We start from the raw sequence: 18,516 nt of genomic DNA on the forward strand, positions 1-18,516 counted from the left end.
GCGCGGGGTTTTTTGTGGCTGTCTATCAAGGTGCCTCTTCTGTGTCGTCCGGTATGGGCGGCGGTGGGAAGCCACCGATTTCGCGCCAGCGGTTGACGATGCCACAGAACAGATCTGCGGTTTTCTCTGCGTCATAGGCGGCCGAGTGCGCTTCCTTGTTGCTGAACGGAATGCCCGCCAGCTTGCAGGCTTGCGCCAGTACGGTATGGCCGTAGGCCAGGCCAGCTAGCGTTGCCGTGTCGAAGGTGGAAAACGGATGAAACGGGTTGCGGCGGATGTCTGAACGCAGGGCAGCGGCGAACACAAAGTTGTGGTCGAAGGTTGCGTTGTGGCCAACGAGCACGGCTCGTTTGCAATCGTGGGCTTTGACCGCCTTGCGGATGGGCCCGAAAATCTCGCTCATGCCTTCTCGTTCCGGAACGGCTTCCCGCTCCGGGTTCCACGGGTCGATACCGGTGAAGTCCAGCGCAGACTGCTCCAGGTTGGCGCCCTCGAAGGGGTCGATCTGCTGAACGTGGGTTTCAGCCCGCTTCAACCAGCCGTCCTCATCCATTGTCAGTATGACCGCAGCGATCTCCAGCAGGGCGTCCTTCTCAGGATTGAAGCCGCCGGTTTCCACATCCACCACAACCGGCAGGAAACCACGGAAGCGGCGGGACATGGGATGCGGTTCTTTATGTTCTTCAGTCACTTAAACTCCTGGAGTCTCTGGCCAGGGTTGCCGGCCTGGTACACAAATGATTGATAAGGAACGATTAACAGGGAACGGTTGGTCGGCTGATGTTCAGACAAGCCGCCATCTCAGGCTTTCGCCGGCCTTCAAAGGCACGATGGTACCGTCAGCCAGGGGCAGTTCGTCGGGCATCTCCCAGGATTCTTTCACTAGCGTGATGGTATCGCTGTTTCTGGGCAGGCCATAGAAATCGGCGCCATTAAAGCTGGCAAAGGCCTCCAGTTTGTCCAGCACACCCAGGTCTTCGAAAATCTCCGCATACAGGGGCATGGCGCTGAACGCTGAATAGCAGCCGGCGCAGCCACAGGCGGTTTCTTTCTTGTCTTTCGAGTGCGGCGCAGAATCCGTTCCCAGGAAGAAGCGGCGGTCTCCGCTGACCACTGCATCCCTTAACGCCTGTTGGTGCCGGTTGCGTTTGAGGATGGGCAGACAATACAGGTGAGGGCGAATGCCGCCGACCAGCATGTGGTTGCGGTTGTACATCAGATGTTGCGGCGTGATGGTGGCACCCAGATTGTCACCGTCATGGTCACGCACGAATTCGGCTGAATCGGCGGTGGTGATGTGCTCCAGAACCACCCGCAAATCCGGAAACGCCTCCATGGTCGGCGCCAGTACGCGCTTGAGGAAGATCTTTTCCCGGTCGAAGATGTCGATCTCTGCGTCGGTGACTTCGCCGTGGACCAGCAACAGCATGCCGCAGTCACTCATGGCCTCCAGTACCGGATAAATGTTGCGGATGTCGGTCACACCGGATGCGGAGTTGGTGGTGGCGCCAGCCGGGTACAGTTTGGCGGCAATCACGCCCGCAGCCTTGGCATCCCTGATTTGCGCAGGCGTAGTGGTTTCTGTGAGGTACAGCGTCATCAGCGGGTCGAACCCGGTGTCGCCGGCTGCGGCCAGTATCCTGCTACGGTAAGCCATGGCCTGTTCGGCTTCCGTCACCGGTGGCGCCAGGTTTGGCATGATGATGGCGCGGCCAAAGCAACGGGCGGTGGCGGGTACGACGTCCTTGAGAATGTCGCCGTCCCGCACGTGGAGGTGCCAGTCGTCAGGACGGGTGATGATCAGTTGTTCGGTCATTTACGGTTCCGGGATCTGCTGGGGCCCGTCAAACGTGAACCCCTGAAAGAAAAAATCTGGCGAAATTATATCAGAAGCCGACAGCGATTGTTTTGGCGGGCGTCCTAAAGAAAGACTGACTTCGGCCGTTACGAGGGTAGTGAATCTTTTCTGACGGATGGATGGTATGGCACGAATTTCCGCCTTCCTGCGTGGTGCAGTGGTTTCCAGTGCGATTGGTGCACTGACGGCAGGCTCTGTTGCGGTGCAGGCCGCCACCTTTGGCGCGGGTATCGAGAACAGCCAGTGGTACCTGTCGGAGTCCGTATTCGAGTGTACTTTAGTGCATCAGGTTCCGGGCTACGGCCGTGCCGTATTCCGCCACAAGGCGGGTGAGTCGCTGTCCTTCTTTCTGGAGTCGGAAACGCCGCTCATGCGTCCTGGTCAGGCTCAGTTGGTGATGGAAGCGCCGTCATGGCGCCCGGGAACCGCCCCCCGTCCCCTTGGTCGGGTTAACGTGGACGACAGTCGTCGGCCGCTGATGCTCGAGTCACGCCTCGCCATGGTGCTTGTCCAGAGCCTGCTGGAGGGGATGGACCCAACGGTTACGCGTGAGTCCTGGTACGACGGCAGCCTGGTTCGGGTGAAAGTGTCCAACATTAACTTTGCGGGCCAGTTCTCTGGTTATCGAAGCTGCACCGCCGGCCTGTTGCCGGTCAACTACGATCAGATCAAGCGGTCCCGCATTTCCTTTGCGTCAGGCAGCACCAGCCTGTCTGAAGCTGACCGTCGGTTTCTCGACAACATTGTGATGTACATCCAGGCAGATTCCACGGTGGAAAGGGTGTTCGTGGATGGGCATACCGACAGCAGCGGTAGCCGTATCGACAATCGCGCGTTGTCCGAAGAGCGGGCCAATGCGGTGGCGGATTACCTGATCGGGCAGGGCATTGATGCTGATCTCGTGACCACCAGGGCCCATGCGGACCAATACCCGGTATCACGCCGCGCGGCAGACAACCGGCGCACCACAATTCGCCTTCAGCGGGAAGGCGAACGGCCGGACCTGCAGCAAGCCAATGGCTACGAGGCCGCAACGCCAAATACCTGACATTGCGCGCGGCAATCTCAGTGGATGGCGTTGAGCACCTCAAGGTGAGCGTTGACACTCTCGGCCAGCGCCCTCAAATGATAGCCACCCTCCAGGGTTGAGACAATACGGTCGTTGGCATGGTCGCTGGCCACGCTGGTGATCATTTCCGTCAACCAGCGGTAATCCTCTACTTCCAGGTTCAGCTCCGCCATCGGGTCCAGTCGGTGGCCGTCAAAGCCGGCGGAGACTAGCACCAGTTGCGGGCGGAAGTCCTGCAGCCGTTTCAGCCACGCTGCTTCCACGATCTTCCGGTACTCGTCTGCCGGAGTGCCTGCCTGGATGGGCGTATTGATGATGTTTTCCGCCTGGCGATGCACGTGGGAATGTGGGTAGAACGGATGCTGGAAACTGGAACACATCAGGATGCGTTCATCACCGCCCACGATATCCACCGTGCCGTTGCCCTGGTGTACGTCAAAATCAATAATCGCTACCCGCTCCAACTGGTGAAAGTTCAACGCCCGCATGGCGGCCAGCGCGATGTTGTTGTAGAAGCAGAAGCCCATGGATTTACTGCGTTCGGCATGGTGCCCGGGTGGCCTGGCGCACACAAACGCGTTGGTGAGCTGGCTGCTGAGCACCATATCGACCGCTTCAATGCTGGCGCCAGCGGCAAGTCGGGCGGCTCTCAGGGTGTCCGGCATCATGGCGGTATCGGGGTCGGTATACACCCGTCCCCTGGTGGGCTGCATCAGATCAAGTTGGTTCAGATAGCGTTCGGGGTGCACGGTCTGCAACTGGTCCCGGGTGGCTTCGTCAGGTCGCACCCAGTCGAGATCTTGCCCCAGGCCGGTGTCGGCCAGGTAACTGGTGATGGCTGCCAGTCGCTCGGGGCACTCAGGGTGCTCCGCCCCCATATTGTGTTTCATGCAGTCGTCGTGAGAGAAGAATCCCGTTGTCATACTGGTCCCGAACACTCTGGTTGTGCTTGTATTTTGTCCGATATTATCAGGGATAGACCGGGCTTTCTGCGTTTCTTTGGTCTTATGGCGGAGATAGCCGTTTTACATCGTCAGGCAAGCGCCTAAGATAAGGTGTACACACGCCCGGTCGACTCGAATCAAGGAGTGAAACTTGAGCACCCGTTATCTGGAAAGCCTTTTCAACCCGTCTTCTATTGTGGTGATCGGCGCCTCGGAACGGGCAGACAACCTCGGTGGCATGGTTCTGCGGAACCTACTCGGTGGTGGTTATCCCGGCCAGTTGATGGTGGTTAACCAGAACGATTACGACAACGTCCACGGCGTACCCTGCGTCAAGAAAGTATCCCGCATGGGGTTCAGCCCCGATCTGGCGATTATCTGTACCCCTCCGGATACCGTGCCGAAGATGATCAAGCGACTGGGCGAGGCAGGCGTCCGCACGGCTATTGTGATGACCGGCGGCATGTCCAGGAGCCACAGTAAAACCGGTCAGCCATTAATGTATTCGGTTCGCGATGCTGCGCGGGAGACCGGCATACGCGTGCTTGGCCCCAATACTATTGGGCTGATGGTGCCAGCCCGCAGCCTGAACGCCACCTACGCCCACATGGGCGCCATTCCCGGCAAGGTGGCGTTCGTGGGCCAGTCCGGCACCATCGCCAGTTCGGTAATCGACTGGGCGTTCGCCCGGGGTGTGGGTTTCTCATACTTCCTGACACTGGGCGATGGGATGGATATCGATCACGACGACCTGATTGATTATCTGGCCCAGGACAGCCAGACCCGAGCAATATTGCTGCACATTGAGAATATTCCCAATCCACGCCGCTTCATGTCCGCCGTACGTGTGGCTTCCCGCACCAAGCCGGTGATTGCCGTGAAAAGCGGCCGTGTGCCGGAATCGGAATGGTTCCCCCACGAGCTGCCCGCCGGGCTGACCCAGAGTGACCCCATATACGATGCTATGTTGCAGCGTGCCGGTGTGCTGCGAGTGGATGGGTTGGGGCAGATGTTTGATGCGCTGGAAACGCTGACACGAATGCGTCCCCTGCGGCGGGAAACACTGGCCATTATGGCCAACGGCGTTGGCCCTGGCGTACTGGCGGTAGACCGGTTGGCGTATCTGGGTGGTGAACTGGCAAAGCTGTCGGGCAAGTCGATTGATTCACTGGCGGAACTGCTGCCACCGTACTGGACCCGAAAGAATCCTATCGACCTCGGTTACGCCGCCTCACCGGAGCTCTACGCCAAAGCAATCAAGATTCTTGCCAAAGACCCGGAAGTGGCCAATGTTCTCGTGATGTACGCGCCCAGCCTGACCGAGGACAGCCTGCGGATTGCCGATGCGGTGGTGCAGGCTACCAAGGGCACGCGCTTGAACGTCTTCACCTGCTGGTTGGGGCAAAGTACGGTGCTGGATGCCCGCGATGAGTTTTATCGGGCGGGCTTACCGTCGTTCTTCAACCCTGAGAAGGCCGTTATGGCGTTCATGCAGCACGTGCGACACCAACGTGTGCAACGGTTGCTGACCGAAACGCCGGAGTCCTTTACCGACCACCTGGCCGACCATACCCAAACACGGCGTATCGTCGTGAATGCCATTCGCTCTGGTCGGGCGCATCTGTCCAACCAGGAAGCCCGCGACGTGATCCGGAATTACGGCATTAATGCCGTCGAGACCATGTATTGCGACGATATGGAGGAAGTGCTGGAGGTCTTCGCCGTGGAACGTCGTCCGGTGGACATCACGCTGATCCATGAACAGGCCTGTCATCCGCTTGTGGAGCTCAGCCCCGGACAGCGCCGTTACAAGGGCACGGTTCAGAAACTGAACAGTGAGGGGGCGATTATGGATTCCTGTCGCTTCCTGATGGACGAATACCAGAAACATTACCCTGACAGCGGTTTTCTGGGTTTTGCGGTGCAACGTTCCTACCAGCACGTCGGTGGCATCGAGTTCAGTGTGGGGATCACCCGGGACAAGTTGTTTGGGCCGCTGGTAGTCTGCGGCGCCTCGGGGGCGCATATCAACGTAATGACGGATCGACAGATTGCGTTGCCGCCGTTGAATATGGTGCTGGCCAGGGAGCTATTGCGGCGTACCTACATGTACAAGTTGCTGAAAGAACACAGCCTGAAGCCCGAGGAGGACATTCGCGCGGTCTCGGAAACCCTGGTGACTCTGTCCCAGATTGTGATCGATATTCCGGAGATTCGCGGGCTGGAGATCTCACCGCTGTTGTTCAACGACCAGGGCACGGTTGCGGTGAACGTGGCGATCGACCTGGCGGACAAGCCGGGGCGGCCGATTATCCAGCCGTACCCAAGGGAGCTGGAGGAGTGGATCGTGCTGCCGAAGTCCGGGCGCCGTGTCATCATTCGCCCGGTGCTGGCGGAAGACGAACCGGCGCACCGTGCGTTTCATGAACTCCAGTCCCCGGAGTCCATCCGTTACCGTTTTTTCCAGTACCGCAAGCACTTCTCCCGTGAAGACGTGGCCCAAATGGTGCAAATCGACTACGACCGGGAAATGGTCTTTATTGCCAATGCGCCAAGGGAGGACGGCGAGGGGGAGGAGACCCTGGGAACGGTGCGAACCTGGACCGATGCCGACAACCTGCGCTGTGAGTTCGCGGTGATGGTGCACGACAGGATGAAAGGCGAGGGACTGGGTGTGGCCCTGATGCAGAAGATGATCGACTATTGCCGTGCCAAGGGCACGGTGGAGATGGTGGGTGATGTGTTACCGGACAATCGTCCGATGCTGCAACTGGCTGAGCATCTGGGCTTCGAGATCCACTACAACACGGAAGAGGAAGTAATGGACCTGACGCTGGTACTGAACGAGCCGGAGAAGGATTGGCAGCGGGAACGCCTGGAACAGACGTCCCACTGAATATCCAGGTTCAGCTTTCTTCCACAATCGCGGAACGGTCTTCGCCGCCCAGGGCTTCCAGCAGGCCAGGAATCAGCCTGGCCAACTCCAGGGTCATCAGTGAAAATGCGGCGTCGAAGCGTGCTGCGGCGTCATCCGCATCCACATCGTCCAGCTTTTCCTGCAGGGTGTCGCCGAATTTCAGGCGACGGATGCCCAGTTCCTCGTCCAGCACGAATGACAGGTTGTCGTCCCAGGTGACAGACAGCTTGGTCACCTGCATGCCGGCGTCCAGATGACTGCGGATTTCATCACCCTGAAGATCCAGGCCTTTGCAGCGCACCACGCCACCGTCTTCGGATGTGTCTTTCAGTTCGCACTCGGTGCCCAGCTCGATGCTCACGGGTAGATCAATGGACTCGTTCAACCAGCCGGTGAAGGTGAAGGCGGGTGCCTGCTCCACGGCTGGCGGGCGAACGGGCAGGGAACCCAGGCTTTTGCGAAGTGTTGAGGCGAGATCTTCCGCCTGTTTGGAGGAGCCCGCGTCAACAACCAGTACACCGTCTGCCGGTGCCAGATAGGCGTAGCAGCGACGGTTCTTGGAAAATGCCCGGGGCAGCATTTCCAGCGTCACTTCTTCTTTCAGTTCGTCCTTTTCCTTGCGTCGCACCTTTCGGTGTTGTTCCGCTTCAATCATTTCAGCCTTCTCGTCCACCAGTTCCTTGATGACGGAGGCGGGCAGCAGCTTCTCTTCCTTGCGCAGGGCAATCAGGTGATAGCCGCCGGCGCTATGAACCAGCAGATCGCTGTGCTTACCCATGGGCGATACCCAGCCCTGGCGTGAGGTTTCCTGGGGACCACAGGGTTTGAAGGCGTCTTCCTGGAGTTTTTCTTCCAGGGCTTCGGCGGTTATTTCGAATGGCTTGGTAAAACGGAATACGCGGGCATTACGAAACCACATGGTCCGGATCCTTGTTGGTTATTCGATGATGGTGAGAGTCTGAAAAGGGTGGGGATGATACGGCCACGGGTCCGTGGCCGTAAAGTGACAATGCTGAAAACCTCATCTTGGGCAGTTAGAGATTCATAATCTCCACCATCACGGTCTTGATGATGAACCCCACCACGCCAGCACCGAGTATGGTGAACAAAATGATGGTGCCAAACCGCCCGGCCTGGGACTTTTTGGCCAGATCCCACACGATGAATCCCATCCAGACGATCAGGCCTGTGAGAAAGACCAGCATGGCGAGCTGGGAAAAAACGGCTTCACTCATTAATGTCTCCGGATTCAGTGAACGGTTTACGGCTTATCCCGTAGGAATACCCAGCTGTCCGCATCGGACTGCTCTTCGCTGAACCGGTAACCTTCCAGGTCAAAGCCTTTCAGGTCACTGGCCTGGGTGATGTTGTTCTGGATGGCGTAGCGACACATCAGGCCCCGGGCCTTTTTGGCGTAAAAACTGATCATCTTGTACTGGCCGTTTTTCCAGTCCTTGAACTGCGGTGTAACCAGGCGACCTTCAAGGTCCTTTTTGCGAACGCTCTTGAAGTATTCGTTAGAGGCCAGGTTTACCAGCACGCCATCATCAGCCTTCAACAAGCGGTTAAGCTCATCGGTGACCTTGCTGCCCCAGAATGCGTACAGATCCTTGCCCCGGCGGTTCTCGAACTTGGTGCCCATCTCCAGACGATAGGGTTGCATCAGGTCCAGCGGCTTGAGCACACCGTAGAGGCCGGACAGAATTCTCAGCCGCTTCTGGGCAATCTCGAATTCTTTCTCGCTGAAGCGTTCCGCATCCAGGCCGGTGTATACATCACCCTTGAAGGCAAGCACCGCCTGGCGGGCGTTATCCGGTGTGAAGGGGGTGTGCCAGGTGCGAAAGCGTTCAGCATTGAGCTGGCCGAGCTTGTCGCTGATCCCCATCAGGTTACTGATGTCATGGGGTTCCAGGTCTTTAAGCTGGTCTATCAGTTCACAGGCATCCTCGAGAAAGTCCGGCTGGGTTGTCTTTTGGGTCGCCAGCGGGCTCTCGTAGTCCAGTGTCTTGGCGGGGGATATCACCATCAACATGTCGGGCTGTCCTCATCGAAGAAAATTCATTAACTGGTCACTGGTGAACGGCCAGTCCAGTTCTTCACCGGTATCGTTACGGCGCAACACCGGAATCCGGGTGCCATAGCGTTCAACCAGTTTTTCGGACTGGGCAATGTCCACGGCGTCCACGGGCACCGGCTCCGGCATGGGCGTTCTGACCAATAGGGCTTCCGCCAGTTCGCACAAGTGGCATTGGGACGTGGTGTAGAAAATCAGTTCCATTATTTCGGCTGTGCGTCTATTTGTTGGCCATTCACGTCGTGGCTGTCCTTACCCATCAGGTACAGATACACCGGCATCAATTCCTCCGGTGCTGGATTCTGGTCCGGGTTCTCAGCCGGGTACGCGGTGGCTCTCATATTGGTACGGGTGGCGCCGGGGTTAAGACTGTTCACGCGGACGTTGTGGCGGTCGTCATCCAGCTCCTCTGCCAGCATCTGGCTCAGGCCTTCGATGGCGAATTTGGAAACGGCGTAGGCGCCCCAGTAGGGTTTGGCCCGGCGTCCGACGCCGGAGGCGGTGAAAATCACCGACGCATCGTCGGATTTGCGCAGTAACGGAATCATTGCCCGGCTCAGCAGGAAAGGCGCGGTGGCATTGACATGCATGACCTTGTTCCAGATTTCCGGATCGTACAGTTCGATCGGGCTGCGAGTGCCCAGAATGGCTGCGTTGTGGAGAAGCCCGTCGATCCGGTCGAAGTTGTCTTCAATGGTCATGGCCAGCTCTTCATACTCCTTCACCGCGGCGCCTTCAAAATTCAGCGGTACGATGGCTGGTTTGGGATGACCGGCCGCTTCGATCTCATCGTAGACGGATTCCAGTTTGGAGACGGTGCGGCCGACGAGAATGACGGTAGCGCCGTGAGCCGCATAGGCCTTTGCTGCAGCCCTTCCTATCCCGCTGCCGGCACCGGTCACCATGATGATGCGTTCTTTCAGTAGGTCGGCCGGTGCTTGATAGTCCTGCATTCTGAGTCTCCATTTGGGAAATGCTGAAATAGTGCTGCCATCGGCGCTATTGTAACAGTTTTGCCAGGTCGCTGACGGTGTCCGCAATAAGGTCGGCTTGCCACAGGTCAACGGTTTCCGGCTGCTCGATATAACCGTACCGAACCGCAATGGTTGTCATCCCGGCGTTGCGCCCGGCCTCGATATCGCGCTCATGGTCGCCCACGTATACGCCCGTTGTCGGTTCGACGCCCACTTCCTTGCAGGCAAGAAACAGAGCTTCTGGATGCGGCTTGCGGTGGGTGACATGGTCGGGGCAGACCACTGCTGCACAGCGGTTTGCAAGTCCCAGGGCTTCCACCAGCGGAACGGCGAAGCGAACCGGCTTGTTGGTGACAATGCCCCAGGGGATACCCCGTGCTTCGAGGCTTTTCAGCACGTTGTCCATGCCCTCGAACAGAGTGGTTTCCACGGCGACGCCGGCCTCGTAAAGGTCGAGAAACGCGGTGTGTTTTTCCAGGTAGTCGGGATGGTCCGGGTCGAGCCCGAAGCCAATCTTGATCATGGCCCGGGCCCCGTTGGAGACAGAGCGCCGGATATGCGGTGCGGGCAGGCCTGGTAAACCGTGAGAGAGTCGCAGCTCATTCAGGCAACGAATAAAGTCCGGTGCGGTATCGATCAACGTACCGTCCAGGTCAAACAGGACGGTCGACGGGGTTGCTGGCATGGCTGACTCTGGGGGTGTGGCGTTCACGACGGCGTACCGTCCTCTCGTGTGTCCATGGCGTGCATCATGTAGTTCACGTCCACATCCCGCCCCAGGCGGTAGGCTTTGGTAATCGGATTATAGGTCATGCCGGTCAGGTCGCGGATGTCCAGGCCAGCGTGGCGGAGATGGTCGGACATCTCGGACGGCCGGATAAACTTGCGCCACTCATGGGTGCCCTTGGGCAACAGGCGGAGCATATATTCCGCGCCGACGATGGCGAACAGGAACGATTTTGGATTGCGGTTGATGGTAGACACGAACAGATGCCCGCCCGGTTTGAGCATGGTGGCGCAGGCGCTGATCACCGACGCCGGGTCGGGTACATGCTCAAGCATCTCCAGGCAAGTCACCACATCGTATTGGCCCGCGTGTTCCGGGTCTTGCGCCAGCTCTTCCACAGTGATCTGACGGTAGTCCACCTCAATGCCGCTTTCCATACCATGGAGTCTGGCGACGGATAGCGGTGCTTCTCCCATATCAATGCCGGTGACATGGGCGCCACGCAATGCCATGCCCTCGGAGAGCAGGCCACCACCGCAACCGACATCCAGCGCGCGCTTACCGGCCAGGGGCGCGCGTTCATCGATGTAGTTGAGTCGCAGGGGGTTGATGTCGTGCAGAGGCCGGAATTCGCTGGTGGGGTCCCACCAGCGGCTGGCCAGTGCCTCGAACTTGGCGATTTCGTTCTGGTCTACGTTGTGGTTACTCATGTGCCGTTCTGCCTGGTCGCTGAGAGAGTGAGCGTCAACTGGTTTGCTGTTCGCGAATACGGTCGGCCCAGCCCTGGACGCGTAGCATCAGGTCCGGGACGTCAATGCGGGTGAGTTTGCCTTCCTGCACCTGGGGTACGCCGTTGATCCAGCTATGGCTTACCTGGCGGCCATGGTTGCTGTAAACCAGATGGGAGGCGGGATCATACACTGGCTGCAGGAACGGGTCGCCGAGATCCACGGCGATAATGTCCGCCAGTTTGCCAGCGGCCAACGATCCCAGCTCATGATCGCGCCCAAGAGCTCTGGCGCCCTGGATGGTCGCCATAGCCAGTGCCTCGTGGGCGGACAGTGCCGAGGCGTCGTCTGCGACCACCTTGGCCAGCATGGCGGCGGTGTTAAGCTCGCCGAACAGGTCCAGGTCATTGTTACTGGCCGCGCCATCCGTGCCAATGGCGACATTGACGCCGGCCTTGCGGAATGTTTGCACCGGGCTCAGGCCGCTGGCCAGTTTCAGGTTGGATTCCGGGCAGTGGATAACGTGGGCACCGGTCGCCTGGAGCAGCGCTATGTCTGACTCATCAATCTGCGTCATGTGCACGCACTGGGTGTTGGTCCCGAGTACTTTCAGCTCCGCCAGGCGGGCAGTAGGGCGCTTGCCGGACTTTTCCATGGCGTCCGCAACTTCGAAGGCGGTTTCATGCAGGTGAATCTGGATCGGGGCACCCGTCGCCTCCGATAGCGCTACGGCTTTTCTCAGTGGCTCGTCGGATACGGTGTAGGGCGCATGGGGGCCAATGGCCGGCATGATGAAGGCGTTGTCCTGCCACTGTTTTATGAACGCTTCGCCTTTGGACAGGTATTCATCCGGCCCGCTCCCCCAGGGTGTGGGGAAGTCCAGCAGCGGAAAGCAGATCTGCGCGCGCATGCCGGCGTCATGCGCAAGCTGGGCAACGATTTCCGGGAAGAAGTACATATCGGAAAACGTGGTGGTGCCGGTGCGCAGCATTTCCGCCATGGCAAGCTGGGTGCCATCGGCAATGAATGCTTCGCTGACAAACGCGCCTTCGGCGGGCCAGATATGGTCGTTAAGCCAGGTCATCAGGGGTAGGTCATCGGCCAAGCCACGGAACAGTGACATGGCGGCGTGGCCGTGCATATTGATGAGGCCGGGCAGCACCACATGGCTGGGAAGGTCGATCACTTCCTTGGCACGGAAGCGGGCATCCGCTTCGTCCTGCGATACGATGGCGGCAATCCTGTCACCCTGGACGAGAACCGCCTGATGTTCCAGAACCACATCGGCGGGCTCGATGGGAATCAGCCAGCGTGCGTTGATGCGAATGTCCGCTGCGGTAATGGTGTCTGCCGTCATTAACCCTACCTTTGTGCGTGCAGCCTGGAACGGAGCCACGCTGTCTTGAAATGTAGCCCGAAAGTATAGCGACCGGCCCGGTTGAGAACTACCCTGGGGGCTGAGTTTACCGTATTAACACAGGTATACTGCCGTTTTGTAACCCTCAGGAGTTAATGAATGAGTCGCGCCCCTGTTTCATCTGGTGACCGTGCTATCGGCACCGTAGCCATTCGCTGGCATGGCGGAAGTCTTGAATTGCTGGATCAGCGGCTGCTGCCGGACCAGGAACACTGGATTACGCTGGAGGGCTCCGCCGGGGTGGCTCAGAGTATCCGCAATATGGTGGTGCGTGGGGCGCCGGCGATCGGAATCAGCGCCGCGTACGGTGTTGCTCTTGCAGCCCGGCACGCTGGTGGCGGTGACTGGAAAGCGGAGATCAAGCAGGCCATTCGCGAACTGGCGGCCTCCCGGCCAACGGCGGTGAACCTGTTCTGGGCGCTGCAGAAAATGGAGCAGGTGTTCTCAGAATGTCACTCCCTGGAGGAGGCGGTAAAGCGCCTCTCCGAAACGGCGGTTCAAATCCATAAGGACGACCTGTCTGCCAATCTGGCAATGGCGGATTATGCACTGGCCCACATGGATGCCAGCAAACCGTTTTCGGTTCTGACCCACTGCAATACCGGGGCGCTTGCCACCGGCGGCTACGGCACAGCGCTGGGAGTGATCCGGCGTCTGCATGAGAAAAAGCTGTTGAAGGATGTGTTTGCCGATGAGACCCGGCCTTGGCTTCAGGGTAGCCGATTGACCGCCTGGGAACTGGCAAGGGATGGAATTCCGGTGACGCTCAACGCAGATGGGGCGGCGGCGTCGATACTAGCGGCGGGTCATGTGCGTTGGGTGATTGTCGGCGCGGACCGAATTACGGCCAACGGTGATGTGGCCAACAAGATTGGCACCTATAGCCTGGCGGTCCTGGCCCGGCATCATAAAGTCGGTTTTATGGTGGTGGCACCGTCCAGTACGGTGGATATGGCCCTCGCATCGGGGAAGGACATCCCGATTGAAGAACGCGAGGGGGAGGAGCTCAGGCAGGTTCGGGGCGTTCAGATCGCCCCCGCCGGCGTGAAGGCGTTTAACCCGGTGTTCGATGTGACGCCGGCCAGTCTGATCGACGTCATCGTCACTGAGAAGGGTGTGGTCAGCACCCCGAACCTGACCGGTATGGCGGGATTGTTTAGCTGAAACCCTTTACTGGCCTGACTTGCCGCTCAGCGTGTTCGCCTGGGCGGTGATCTGCTTGGGAGCCAGGATGGACGCCATGCGCTGATCCAGCTCAAGCATATCCGCCATGATGTTACCGCCTTCGCGGATAATGAAATCCAGTTCGTCGTCTGCGCCGTCTGGTTCCGCCGCCTGCTCGTCCTGCCAGTCGTCCAGCGCGTCCAGGCTTTCGAAGGCTTCTTCACCGTGTATGGCGCGGCGTGCGTTGGCGATGGTCAACCGGGTGCTCTCAATCTGTGACTGATATTCCTTGCGCTTTTCAAGGTTCAGGCTGACGTATTCCTGTTCGCGTTGTTGCTTCAGGAATTCGATTTCCTTCTGCAGCAAGCTGAACTCCGGGTTTTCCTCAAACCGGGTATCGTGGCGCTTCCGGAGTTCATCGATAACACCGCTGAAGTCGAAGTAGCGCGCATGTGGCACGGCTTCAATCTGGTCCCAGGGCAGGGCGTGGTCCAGCGCATCCTCGCCGATACGGGTCTTGTCCACGCGCGACGGAATTTCTATGTCCGGAATCACGCCTTTGTGCTGGGTCGAGCCGCCGGACACGCGGTAGAACTTGCTCTGGGTGATTTTCAGCTGGCCGTGATTCAGCGGCCGAACAGCCTGTACCGTGCCTTTTCCGAAGGTCTGGGAGCCAACCACAAGGCCCCGGCCGTAATCCTGGATGGCACCGGCAAAAATCTCCGAGGCGGAGGCACTCATTCGGTTGACCAGCACCACCAGCGGCCCGTCATAGGCAACGGATGGGTCCTCGTCGTTGAGTACCTGTACGTCGTTGTTGGAGTTGCGAATCTGTACCGTTGGGCCTTCCTCGATGAACAGGCCGACCAGGTCGTTGGCTTCATGAAGTGCGCCGCCGCCGTTATTGCGGAGGTCCATCACCACGCCATCGACGCCATCTGCCTTCAACTCGTCGATCAGTTTGCGAACATCCCGGGTGGTGCTTTTGTAGTTGGGATCGCCATCCTGCATCGCCTTGAAGTCGGCGTAGAAGGTGGGAATGTTAATGACGCCGATGCTGTAAGTGGTATTGCCGCGTTCGAACTCGATGACTTCCTTGCTGGCGCTTTGTTCCTCCAGCTTCACTTTGTCCCGCTCAATGGCGATGGTTTCAGTGACGGTTTCATCCGGGGCATCGGCGGGGATGACTTCCAGGGTCACCGTGGATTCGCGGGGGCCGCGAATCAGATCCACAACCTCGTCGAGGCGCCAGCCGATGACGTTGACGGGCTTTTCCTCGTCGTCCTGTTTGACCGACACGATACGGTCTGCCGGCTCAAGCTGGCCTTGCTTTGAGGCAGGCCCACCCGGTACCAGGCGAACCACCTTGGTGTATTCGTTGTCTGATTGCAGCACTGCGCCGATGCCCTCGAGGGACAGGCTCATGTTGATATTGAAATTCTCGGACGTGCGCGGTGAAAAGTAGGAGGTATGCGGGTCCCACATGCCCGCGAAGGCGTTCATGTAAGCCTGGAACGCGTCCTCGCTACGTGCCTGGTAGGCGCGCTTCAACTGGCCTTCATAGCGCCGCTGCAGAGCCTCCTTGATGGATTCGTCATCGGAATCGTTGAGGCGTTGTGCCAGGACGGCGTTCTTGATCCTTTTTACCCACAGGTCGTCCAGTGCTTCCCTGTCGGCGGCCCAATCGGCGTCGGAGCGGTCCAGCAGGATGCGTTCGTCGGCACTGAAGTCGAGCTTGTCGATGCCGTTGTCGATCAGGTCGAGAGCGAACTCGAGGCGTTCAATGATGCGTTGCTGAACCAGGTTGTAGATATCAAAACCCGGTTGCAGTTGACCGGTTTTGAGCGCCGATCCGAGCCCAAGCCGAATCGCACTGAGCTTGTCGATGTCTTTCTGTGTCAGGTAGACGCGCTGGCCATCCAGGTAGTCAAGATAAGCGTCAAACACATCCCCAGACAGCGAGTCGTTAATGCTCAAATCGCGGAAGTGGGTGAACTGCAATTGGCGGGCAATCAATATGTTGGCGCGAGCCTGCTCCACCGTTGGAGACACCGGCTGGTAGACCTTGTCGGTATCCAGATTGGCCGATACAGGCACAGCGAGTGCGAGCGTGAGAGCCAGGGCAAAGGTTTTTTTGCCGGGCATGACTCCACCCATGGTCGTGCTGTAACGGGTGACAAATCGTTCCGCGATGCTCATAAGCTTTGTTACCTGACGGTGTGGACGATACCCTGCGCTGCGGAGAGGGACCCATGATGAGCGGCCGCTGGCAGTTGATTAAGCGCTTTTTGGGTATCGCTGGATTGGCTCATGGTTTTATTGTAGGCAAGCACAGAACCGGTTGCCATAGTGGGGAAGTTTCGATACGTGACAATCTGTCCATGAAGTCGTCAGATTTGTGAACGCGGGGGCCGGCGGAAAGCCAGCGAGAAACCTTTGGTGACCCCCTTGCCGGAGCGCGCAGGTGCAGCTCCGGCAAGGGAAGGGGTTGATTACTCGAAGACCGCGTTGCGTTCTGCCTTGTCCAGCAACAGACGGGGTGGGTTGAATCGCTCACCAAAGCGCTTGGCCAGGACTTTTGCCCGTTCTGCAAAGGCTCTGACACCGTATTGGTTGATGAACTGGATGGCACCGCCGGTCCAGGGGGCAAAGCCAATACCGAATATACTGCCGATGTTGGCGTCTTCAACGGTCCGGAGTACGCCTTCTTCCAGGCAGCGTACGGTTTCGATGGCCTGGATGAACAGGATGCGGTCTTTCAGCTCCTGGAGGTCCGTGTTCCGGGCTTTTTCCCGATCGACAAACAGTGTGTCCAGTTCCGGCCAGAGGTGCTTTTTCCCGGATTGCGGATACTCGTAGAAGCCGGCACCGGCGGCCTTGCCCTTGCGGTCGTGGCTGCCGACCATCTGGTCGATGACGGCTTCCGCCGGGTGCGCGTTCCAGGTTTGACCGGCCGCTTCCGTGTCTTTTTTGCTCTGGTCGCGGATATGTTGCATAAGGGTCATGCTGACTTCATCAGAAATCGCCAGCGGGCCGACCGGCATGCCGGCCAATACGCCTGCGTTTTCGATGCTGGACGGATGGATACCTTCACCCAGCATGGCGATGCCTTCATTGACGAAGGTGCCAAACACCCGTGAGGTGAAGAACCCGCGGCTGTCGTTGACCACAATGGGGATCTTGCCGATCTGCTGGACGTAATCAAAGGCGCGGGCGAGGGTGTCGTCAGATGTTTTCTCACCCACGATGATTTCCACCAGTTGCATCTTGTCCACCGGCGAAAAGAAGTGCAGCCCAATGAATTTTTCGGGCCGAGCCGAGGCCTTGGCCAATTGGGTAATGGGAATGGTGGAGGTGTTGGACGCAAAGAGACCGTTCCCGGCCAGTTTCGCTTCCGCTTCCTGGGTGACTTTTGCTTTCAGGTTGCTGTCTTCAAAAACGGCCTCGATGACCAGATCGCATCCTTCCAGGTCGTCCGCGGAACCAGTGGCCTTAATGCGGTTCAATATCTCGGCTTTCTGTTCTTCCGTCATGCGCCCACGGCTGACTTTTTTCGCCAGCAGTTTCTCGGAATAGGCCTTGCCTTTTTCCGCGTTTTCCGTGGAAACGTCCTTGAGGACCACATCCAGGCCTCGGGTTGCGGTGGAGTAGGCGATGCCCGCGCCCATCATGCCGGCGCCAAGGACGCCCACTTTGCGGAAGGTTTCCTTCTCAACACCCTGCGGGCGGCTTTCGCCGGCGTTGACCGCGTTAAGCTGAAACCAGAAAGTGCCGGTCATGTTCTTGGCGACCTGACCAATAACCAGTTCCGCGAAATAGCGGGTTTCGATCAGGCTGCCATTGTCGAAGTCCACTTGGGCACCTTCCACGGCGGCGGACAGGATACGCTCCGGGGCGGGGTAGCAGCCTTTGGTTTTCTGCTTGAGCATTGCCGGCGCAATAGCCAGTTTCTGGGCCATGGCGGGGTGGTGAGGCGCGCCGCCAGGAAACTTGAAGCCTTTCTGGTCCCAAGGCTGCTGGCTCTTTGGATTGGCGTCGATAAAGGCCCGTGCCTTGGCCATCATGTCGTCGGTGGACGAGGCCAGTTCATTAACAATGCCGGCCTTAAGCGCCGCTTTTGGGTTTACCTTTTTGCCTTCCATCAGGAAGGGGAAGGCCGCTTCCAAACCGATCATACGGGGCAGGCGTTGAGTGCCGCCGCCACCGGGCAACAGTCCAAGGGTGACTTCCGGAAGGCCCAGTTGAATCTTGTCTTCGTCCAGAACAACCCGGTGATGGCACGCCAGGCAGATTTCCAGACCACCACCGAGGGCAGAGCCATTGATGGCTGCCACGATGGGTTTGCCGCTGGTTTCGAGGACGCGCATCTCGGCTTTCATGCCGTTGACCATGTCTTCAAAGGCACCGGCGTCTTCCCGGGTTACTTTGTACAGCTCTTTCAGGTCACCGCCGGCAAAGAAGGTTTTCTTGGCGGAGGTGACAATAATGCCGCGGATATTGTCGAGATCGCTTTTAACCTTGCCCACTGTCTCCGTCAGTGCCGCTCGAAAATCGGCGTTCATGGTGTTGGCGGACTGGCCGGGCATGTCGATGGTCAGGGTCAGGATCTGGTCTGAACCCAGGTCGTAGTGAATGGCGCTCATA

At 58.6% G+C, this 18,516-nt stretch carries 16 protein-coding genes; 3 read left to right on the plus strand and 13 right to left on the minus strand.

The genetic code is table 11. The annotated features are described in order from the left end of the window. Positions 1-25: 25 nt before the first annotated feature. Both rnt and pyrC read right to left on the minus strand, forming a co-directional pair. Positions 26-661 carry a ribonuclease T gene (gene rnt, locus B3M52_RS08080; RefSeq protein WP_036206941.1) on the minus strand — a complete coding sequence of 212 codons (636 nt, stop codon included), beginning with the start codon at positions 659-661 and terminating at the stop codon, positions 26-28. A 123-nt stretch (positions 662-784) separates the two neighbouring features. Next, positions 785-1,816, minus strand: coding sequence for a dihydroorotase (gene pyrC, locus B3M52_RS08085; protein WP_075194578.1), 1,032 nt, complete (start codon positions 1,814-1,816; stop codon positions 785-787). A gap of 166 nt (positions 1,817-1,982) precedes the next feature. On the opposite strand from pyrC, the gene B3M52_RS08090 reads away from it, so the two are divergent. Continuing rightward, entirely contained in the window at positions 1,983-2,906 is a 924-nt protein-coding gene (locus B3M52_RS08090; RefSeq protein ID WP_075194579.1) for a flagellar protein MotY, read from the plus strand. Between the two features lie 17 nt (positions 2,907-2,923). Here B3M52_RS08090 and B3M52_RS08095 read toward each other — a convergent pair whose 3' ends face one another. Then, positions 2,924-3,850: a histone deacetylase family protein gene (locus B3M52_RS08095; RefSeq protein WP_075194580.1), complete on the minus strand. Its 927-nt coding sequence runs from the start codon at positions 3,848-3,850 to the stop codon at positions 2,924-2,926. 172 nt (positions 3,851-4,022) lie between these two features. Here B3M52_RS08095 and B3M52_RS08100 point away from each other — a divergent pair, with 172 nt between their 5' ends. Then, positions 4,023-6,767: a GNAT family N-acetyltransferase gene (locus B3M52_RS08100; RefSeq protein ID WP_036206438.1), complete on the plus strand. Its 2,745-nt coding sequence runs from the start codon at positions 4,023-4,025 to the stop codon at positions 6,765-6,767. A gap of 10 nt (positions 6,768-6,777) precedes the next feature. Here the strand turns inward: B3M52_RS08100 and rdgC are convergent, their stop codons facing one another. The 8 genes from rdgC to B3M52_RS08140 all read right to left on the minus strand — a co-directional run bounded on the left by rdgC (position 6,778) and on the right by B3M52_RS08140 (position 12,648). Continuing rightward, on the minus strand, positions 6,778-7,707 hold the full coding sequence (gene rdgC, locus B3M52_RS08105; RefSeq protein ID WP_075194581.1) for a recombination-associated protein RdgC: 930 nt from the start codon (positions 7,705-7,707) through the stop codon (positions 6,778-6,780). Between the two features lie 115 nt (positions 7,708-7,822). Beyond that, positions 7,823-8,023, minus strand: coding sequence for a DUF2788 domain-containing protein (locus tag B3M52_RS08110; protein ID WP_036206443.1), 201 nt, complete (start codon positions 8,021-8,023; stop codon positions 7,823-7,825). A 26-nt stretch (positions 8,024-8,049) separates the two neighbouring features. After that, the gene (gene yaaA, locus B3M52_RS08115) at positions 8,050-8,820 is read right to left on the minus strand and encodes a peroxide stress protein YaaA (RefSeq protein ID WP_041334634.1); all 771 of its coding nucleotides are present in this window, start codon (positions 8,818-8,820) and stop codon (positions 8,050-8,052) included. Between the two features lie 12 nt (positions 8,821-8,832). After that, positions 8,833-9,066, minus strand: a complete 234-nt coding sequence (locus tag B3M52_RS08120) for a glutaredoxin family protein (protein WP_007151668.1) — start codon at positions 9,064-9,066, stop codon at positions 8,833-8,835. After that, positions 9,066-9,815, minus strand: coding sequence for a YciK family oxidoreductase (locus B3M52_RS08125; protein ID WP_036206452.1), 750 nt, complete (start codon positions 9,813-9,815; stop codon positions 9,066-9,068). The genes B3M52_RS08120 and B3M52_RS08125 overlap by 1 nt, the downstream gene beginning before the upstream one ends. 46 nt (positions 9,816-9,861) lie before the next feature. Then, the gene (locus B3M52_RS08130) at positions 9,862-10,521 is read right to left on the minus strand and encodes an HAD-IA family hydrolase (RefSeq protein WP_041334637.1); all 660 of its coding nucleotides are present in this window, start codon (positions 10,519-10,521) and stop codon (positions 9,862-9,864) included. A gap of 23 nt (positions 10,522-10,544) precedes the next feature. Further along, positions 10,545-11,273, minus strand: a complete 729-nt coding sequence (gene ubiG / locus B3M52_RS08135; RefSeq protein WP_041334640.1) for a bifunctional 2-polyprenyl-6-hydroxyphenol methylase/3-demethylubiquinol 3-O-methyltransferase UbiG — start codon at positions 11,271-11,273, stop codon at positions 10,545-10,547. A 34-nt stretch (positions 11,274-11,307) separates the two neighbouring features. Further along, complete coding sequence (locus tag B3M52_RS08140) at positions 11,308-12,648, minus strand: TRZ/ATZ family hydrolase (RefSeq protein ID WP_036206461.1); 1,341 nt, start codon at positions 12,646-12,648, stop codon at positions 11,308-11,310. A 159-nt stretch (positions 12,649-12,807) separates the two neighbouring features. On the opposite strand from B3M52_RS08140, the gene mtnA reads away from it, so the two are divergent. Next, positions 12,808-13,872 (plus strand): S-methyl-5-thioribose-1-phosphate isomerase, encoded by a 1,065-nt coding sequence (mtnA, locus tag B3M52_RS08145; RefSeq protein WP_075194582.1) that lies wholly within the window; start codon positions 12,808-12,810, stop codon positions 13,870-13,872. Between the two features lie 6 nt (positions 13,873-13,878). Here mtnA and B3M52_RS08150 read toward each other — a convergent pair whose 3' ends face one another. Together B3M52_RS08150 and B3M52_RS08155 are read right to left on the minus strand one after the other, a co-directional pair. Further along, entirely contained in the window at positions 13,879-16,071 is a 2,193-nt protein-coding gene (locus B3M52_RS08150) for a carboxy terminal-processing peptidase (protein WP_075194583.1), read from the minus strand. Positions 16,072-16,364: 293 nt separating this feature from the next. After that, positions 16,365-18,515, minus strand: coding sequence for a 3-hydroxyacyl-CoA dehydrogenase NAD-binding domain-containing protein (locus tag B3M52_RS08155; protein ID WP_075194584.1), 2,151 nt, complete (start codon positions 18,513-18,515; stop codon positions 16,365-16,367). Between the last annotated feature and the right edge of the window lies 1 nt (position 18,516).

Origin of the sequence: Marinobacter sp. UBA2688, assembly GCF_002352785.1 — a bacterium.
In the GTDB taxonomy this organism is placed as follows: domain Bacteria; phylum Pseudomonadota; class Gammaproteobacteria; order Pseudomonadales; family Oleiphilaceae; genus Marinobacter; species Marinobacter salarius.

What these genes read in the sequence shown, in the direction of transcription:
- rnt (WP_036206941.1), bottom strand. Translation starts at nt 661, where the DNA reads ATGTCCCGCCGCTTCCGTGGTTTCCTGCCGGTTGTGGTGGATGTGGAA.
- pyrC (WP_075194578.1), bottom strand. Translation starts at nt 1,816, where the DNA reads ATGACCGAACAACTGATCATCACCCGTCCTGACGACTGGCACCTCCAC.
- B3M52_RS08090 (WP_075194579.1), top strand. Translation starts at nt 1,983, where the DNA reads ATGGCACGAATTTCCGCCTTCCTGCGTGGTGCAGTGGTTTCCAGTGCG.
- B3M52_RS08095 (WP_075194580.1), bottom strand. Translation starts at nt 3,850, where the DNA reads ATGACAACGGGATTCTTCTCTCACGACGACTGCATGAAACACAATATG.
- rdgC (WP_075194581.1), bottom strand. Translation starts at nt 7,707, where the DNA reads ATGTGGTTTCGTAATGCCCGCGTATTCCGTTTTACCAAGCCATTCGAA.
- B3M52_RS08110 (WP_036206443.1), bottom strand. Translation starts at nt 8,023, where the DNA reads ATGAGTGAAGCCGTTTTTTCCCAGCTCGCCATGCTGGTCTTTCTCACA.
- yaaA (WP_041334634.1), bottom strand. Translation starts at nt 8,820, where the DNA reads ATGTTGATGGTGATATCCCCCGCCAAGACACTGGACTACGAGAGCCCG.
- B3M52_RS08120 (WP_007151668.1), bottom strand. Translation starts at nt 9,066, where the DNA reads ATGGAACTGATTTTCTACACCACGTCCCAATGCCACTTGTGCGAACTG.
- B3M52_RS08125 (WP_036206452.1), bottom strand. Translation starts at nt 9,815, where the DNA reads ATGCAGGACTATCAAGCACCGGCCGACCTACTGAAAGAACGCATCATC.
- B3M52_RS08130 (WP_041334637.1), bottom strand. Translation starts at nt 10,521, where the DNA reads ATGCCAGCAACCCCGTCGACCGTCCTGTTTGACCTGGACGGTACGTTG.
- ubiG (WP_041334640.1), bottom strand. Translation starts at nt 11,273, where the DNA reads ATGAGTAACCACAACGTAGACCAGAACGAAATCGCCAAGTTCGAGGCA.
- B3M52_RS08140 (WP_036206461.1), bottom strand. Translation starts at nt 12,648, where the DNA reads ATGACGGCAGACACCATTACCGCAGCGGACATTCGCATCAACGCACGC.
- mtnA (WP_075194582.1), top strand. Translation starts at nt 12,808, where the DNA reads ATGAGTCGCGCCCCTGTTTCATCTGGTGACCGTGCTATCGGCACCGTA.
- B3M52_RS08150 (WP_075194583.1), bottom strand. Translation starts at nt 16,071, where the DNA reads ATGAGCATCGCGGAACGATTTGTCACCCGTTACAGCACGACCATGGGT.
- B3M52_RS08155 (WP_075194584.1), bottom strand. Translation starts at nt 18,515, where the DNA reads ATGAGCGCCATTCACTACGACCTGGGTTCAGACCAGATCCTGACCCTG.